The organism is Bartonella sp. MU37NMGALS (assembly GCF_042194015.1).
Lineage (GTDB): Bacteria > Pseudomonadota > Alphaproteobacteria > Rhizobiales > Rhizobiaceae > Bartonella > Bartonella grahamii.
The window spans coordinates 1-5,888 of sequence record NZ_JBHIML010000036.1 but is presented as its reverse complement, the minus strand read 5'-3'; the positions used below and the strand labels follow the sequence as shown (position 1 = coordinate 5,888).

General features: G+C 38.3%; 1 protein-coding gene. It reads left to right on the top strand.

Translation table 11 applies throughout. The annotated features are described in order from the left end of the window. Positions 1 to 789 precede the first annotated feature (789 nt). Positions 790 to 5,888: beta strand repeat-containing protein (locus ACFIJP_RS08400; protein WP_375626931.1), on the top strand; the 5,099-nt coding region annotated here is incomplete at its 3' end.

Below are 5,888 nucleotides of genomic sequence, written 5' to 3'. Positions count from 1 at the left end.
AGCTTTTCAGGTGGAATACGCTATCAGTTTTAAATCAAGGCTGTAAAAATAGCCTATTCATTCTATTCAATTTAACAAAAAGGCAGCACAATAGTGCTGCTTTTTTTTTTATTTATAAATCCTAATGGCATTACACCTATCCCCTCCCTCTTATCAAGAAAAAATATAAGGCATTTTTATCCAGAATATATTAAAATCTATAAATAATGAAAGCGGAAAACTTTTAATAAAAGTGCAATTTTATTGACCAAAGTACCGTTCACTTTAAAGCTTTAAAATGAAGCTCTTTAATTAATTACGTTTTTCAACTTAAGATATGTCTGTTTTACCGCCCTCAATAAGATAAGCGATTATCAGAAACCTTCTCCTCATCTGAAAACTCAAACAAATTTTTTGTCTATAAAATATTCAAACAAGAAAATACACAAAAAGCTATAAACGATAGAATAGTAAAATATATTTTCGTATTAAGTGAAAATATCTTTGATATAATTATCATAAAATGTCTTAAGAGTCATAAAGAACTCTCAGTAATTATCAAAAAGTATTTTTATCATTTTATTAAGATATAAAAAATAATACAAATACAAAAAGAAAATAATTTAATAAAAAATAAACTATACATAATATGCATTTTCATGAAGATTATTTAAAATATTTGACAGAGAAGTAAAAATAGCTTACCGAGCTAGAGGTAATGTAACAACACTAAGAACAGTAACTCATTTTCTATTCTTCTTATGAGGTCGGTGGGGAAATGAATATTGGGGACTTCAAAGGAGAATACGGATGTATAAAAAATCCCTTTTATCATATACAGCAACAGTCGCGATCATACTCTCTAGTATCTATTCCAATGCACATGCTGAATCTCTTGAAGCTTCAGGAGAAGGACAAAGCGTCATCGGAGAAACCGGAAAGTCCTATGAAATTCTTCATGCAAAAGAAAGTGGCAAAATCACTGGTGAAAATTTAACAGTAACCGGAAATAAAGACACCAACGAAAACTCAAATCCTTTGATCCCACCATCCGCTGCTGTAACATCTGAAGGCGAGAAGAGTATGATCACATTAACGGGGGATAAAACAGCCATTAAAGGAACTGACTCTGATATCCGCTTGGGTCTTGAAGCAAAAGATGATGCTATACTTCAAATGACTGGGGGAACTATTACGATTTCCAACACTGGCGTTCACTTCTTGAATAGTAATAGCAAAGAAAACAAACTGGAAAAGGTGACCATATCAAGTGGTAAAGACGATGCACCACTACTCGCTGGAATAAGAACAGATAAAAGTACAGTTAATTTAGAAAATGTAAAAGTGACGCAAGCGACTAGTGCCGTAGTTGCAAATAAGAATTCTACAATAACAATCTCTGGAGGATCATTTGAAACAAAAGGGATAGCAGTAGGCGCTCATAATGGCAGCACCATTACTTTAAACAACAACGTTCAAATTACATCTGAGAACACTGGACTCCACGCAAACGCTTTAAACTCTACAATCACAATGACTGGAGGAGAAGTCACGGGAAAAGATGCAGCATTATCTACTACAAACGGTGGGCATATTAAGGCCACAGATGTTACTCTAAAAACAAAAGGGAATGGATATGGTGCATTTGCTAATGGCTCAGGTAGCTTGATTGAATTACTTGGAAATACAACAATCCATGATGCTGAAATCGGACTTTCTACACAAGACAGTGGCACAATTAAGATGACCGAGGGTACCATTACAGCTTCTATAGCTGGTGCTGGCTTCTTAAACAGTAACAGCACCGAAAACCATTTGGAAAATGTAACGATATCGAGTAGTAAAAACGATGTGCTACTGAACTATGGAATAAAGACAGACAAAAGTACCGTCACTTTAAAAAATGTAACTGTCTCTCAAGCAATCAATGGCATATTTGCAAATGATCACTCGACAATAACTGTCCTTGAGGGATCATTTAGTGGAAACGACACGGGGGTACAGGCTCAAAACGGCAGCACCATCACAATGACGAAAGGAAACATTAAAACTTCCAAATTTGGGGTATTTTCTGCTGACGCAGGCAGTGTAATTAAACTGCTTGGAGATACAAAGATTACTGATAGCGAAATCGGGCTTGGAGCAGGCAAAGGTGGCGCCATTATTATGAATGGAGGTACCATTACAGCTTCTATAACTGGTGCTGGCTTCTTAAACAGTAACAGTACCCAAAATACACTAGAAGATGTAACAATAATGAGTGGTAAAGTCGATGCACCAATAAACATAGGAGTAGTTGCAGACCAAAACAGTATAGTCGCTTTGAAAAATGTAACGGTCACTCAAGCAAATAAAGCCATAATCGCAGATCATTCTTCTGCAATAACAATCTCTGGCGGATCATTTGATGCAAAAGGAGCAGCAATAATTGCTCAAAACGGCAGCACCATCACAATGACAAAAGGAACTGTGACTGGGGAGAACGGAACATTGTGGGCATCAACAGGTGGTCATATTACGGTCACAGATGTTACTCTAAAAACAAAGGAGGCTGAATTCAGTGCATTTGCTAGTGGCGATAACAGTGTAATTGAATTGCTTGGAAATACAACGATTAGTGATAGTGATGTCGGGCTTGAAGCAGAAGACAATGCCATAATCAAGATGACGGGAGGAAACATTAAAACTTCCAAATTTGGTGCTGTTTTCTCTAACAGTAAGAGCGACAAGAACAAACTAGAAGAAGTGACGATAAGTGGTAAAGACCATGCGCTTCTAGAATTAGGAGTGGTTGCAAACCTAAACAGTACCGTCGCTTTAAAAAATATAAAAGTAACGCAAGCACAAACTGCCGTAATGGCGGATAATTCTTCCACAGTAACAATTTCTAGCGGATCATTTGATGCAAAAGGAGCAGCAATAGGTGCCATAAATGGTAGCACTATTATTTTAACAGATGCTGTGCAAATTACATCATCTGAGAACATCGGCCTCTATGCACAAGACTCAGGCAGCACCATCACAATGACGAAAGGAAGCATCACAGGGAAAGATATAACACTGTCTGCAGAAAATGGCGGCCATATTAAGGTTACAGATGTTTCTCTAAAAACAACCGATGGTAATGGGCTCTTCGGTGCATTTGTCAATGGCCCTGATAGCGTAATCGAATTGCTTGGAGATACAAAGATTAATGACAGTACAATCGGGCTTGGAGCACGTGATGGTGGCGTAATAAAAATGACAGGGGGAACCATTACAACTTCTATGGTTGGTGCTGGCTTCTTAAACAGTAACAGCACCGAAAACCATTTAGAAAATGTGACGATATCGAGTGGTAAAAAAGACGCGCCACTAGACACAGGAATAAAAGCAGAGAAAAACAGTACCATCGCTTTAAAAAATGTAACCGTCACTCAAGCAAAAAACGCCATAGTTGCAAATGATCATTCCACGGTAACAATCTCTGGCGGATCATTTGATGCAAAAGAAGCAGCAATAATTTCTCAAAACGGCAGCACCATCACAATGACAAAAGGAAACGTCATAGGGAAAGATATAACATTGTCTGCAGAAAATGGCGGACATATTACGGCCACAGATGTTACTCTAAAAACAACAGATGGCGATGGTATCGGTGCAGGTGCTGATGGCTCTAATAGTGTAATTAAGTTGCTTGGAAACACAACGATTAGTGATAGCAACATCGGGATTGGAGCAAGAAATGGTGGCGCCATCAGTATGAAGGGAGGAAGCATTAAAGCTTCTGTAGCTGGTGCTGTTTTTTCTAAAAGTGAAAGCGAAGAAAACTATCTGGACAATGTGATAATATCAAGTGGTAAAGACGGTGCGCTGCTAGGCTATGGAATAGAAGCAGAAGAAAAAAGTAAAGTCACTTTAAAAAATGTAACCATCTCTGACGCAATTAATGCCGTAGCTGCGTATGATAATTCTACAATAAAAATCTCTGGGGGATCATTTAAAGCGGAAGATGAGACAATATATGTAGCAGATGGCGGCACCATCAATTTAGACGATGCTGCGCAAATTACCTCATCTCACAGTTATGGACTCCATGCAGACGGTTTAAACTCTACCATCACAATGAATGAAGGACACGTCAAAGGGAACCGTACAGCATTGAGTGCGGAAGATGGTGGTCATATTACGGTCACAGGTGTTATTATCACAACAGAAAAGCAGCTTAGCGGATTAGGTGCAAGTGTTATCAATTCTAATAGTATGATCGAATTGCGTGGAACAAACATTAGAGATACTTCGACTGGACTCCTTGCACGAGACGGTGGCGTAATTAAGATGAATAAGGGAAGCATTACAACTTCTGCAGTTGGTGCTACCGTTTTAAACAGTAAAAGCAACGAAAACAAATTGGAAGATGTGACAATATCGAGCAATGGAAAAGGTAACTCGGCAATATTTACAGGATTAAATTCTCAAGCAAGCAATGTCATTTTAGAAAATGTACACATTACACAAGCATTCACCGGCGTAATAGCAATGGATCATTCTCAAATCACAATCTCTGGAGGATCATTTGCTGGAAACAATGTGGGGATACTTGCAGAGAGTGGAAGCACCATTACCTTAGCCGAAAATGCCCAAATTAAATCATCTAATGGTTATGCCCTCCATGCAACCGGCTTAGACTCCACCATCACAATGACAAAAGGAAGCATAACCGGGAAAGAAGCAGCATTGGCTGTTGAAAACGGTGGGCATATTGATGCAACAAATATTTTTGCAACAGCAGAGAGAAATGGCATAAAATTTGAAAATCCTGAAGAAGATACAACCTCAGAAATCAATTTAACCAATGCAAAGCTTCACATTAAAAACGGTATTGGAATTAATGTAGATGAGTCAACCGGCACAGTCAATCTTGGCAAAAAATCAGAAATCCATGGTGATGTTTTATTAGTAACCAAAGATTCAACAAAAGGAAATAATTTCACTTTCACACTCAATTCTGATGACTCCATATTAGAGGGTAGAGCAAAAATTATTAACAGCCCTAAAACAATCTTTAATTTGCAAAACAATACACAATGGATTGTAAAAACCAGCACAAACGAAAAAGATGATGATGGCAATCTCCTTGATATTGCTCAAAGATCTCGTTCTGATATTTCCACGCTTAATCTCGATAATAGCTCCATTATCTTTAGTGAACCAACAGAAGAGCATTATCACACATTACATATAGGCTCTGGTAAACCAGACACGCAAGAAGTCTACAACGCAACAGGAAACGCAAAGATTTACTTCAATATTGCTTGGAGTGATGGCTTAGCAAGTGCCGATCAAAAAACCGATAGGCTTCTCATTCACGGTGATGTCTCAGGCTCCACAACAGTTTATATTGACAGCGATTCAGGGAATAAAGATAGTGTAGTAAATGCTGCAGATCCTTCAAATATCGGTGGACTTTCGCTTATTCAAGTCTCTGGAAAAGCACAAGAAGACTCTTTCAAATTGGCAAATGGCTATACCACAAGAGATCGTTTACCTTATAAATATACACTAACTGCTTATGGACCAGAGTCAAGCCATGGACAGGCAGATGTTGCACAAAGCCTCTTTGATGAAAAGAATAAAAATTTCTGGGATTTCCGCTTACACAAAGAAATTCTTGAAACTGGTTCTGGCTCTGGTCCAAGTGTGGCTACTCTTGTACCACAAACAGCAAGCTATTTGGTCATGCCGAATGCTCTCTTTCACGCTGGGTTAACCGATATAGCTAAGCAAGACGAGTTTTTAGCTAATATGAGAATATCCACCGTAGGACAAGGAATAAAGAACGCGTTCTTCTTATACACCTATGGAAGCACAGGAACTTTATCTTCTGAACGCGGACCTCTCAAATACGGTTACGGTGCTGATATTCGTTA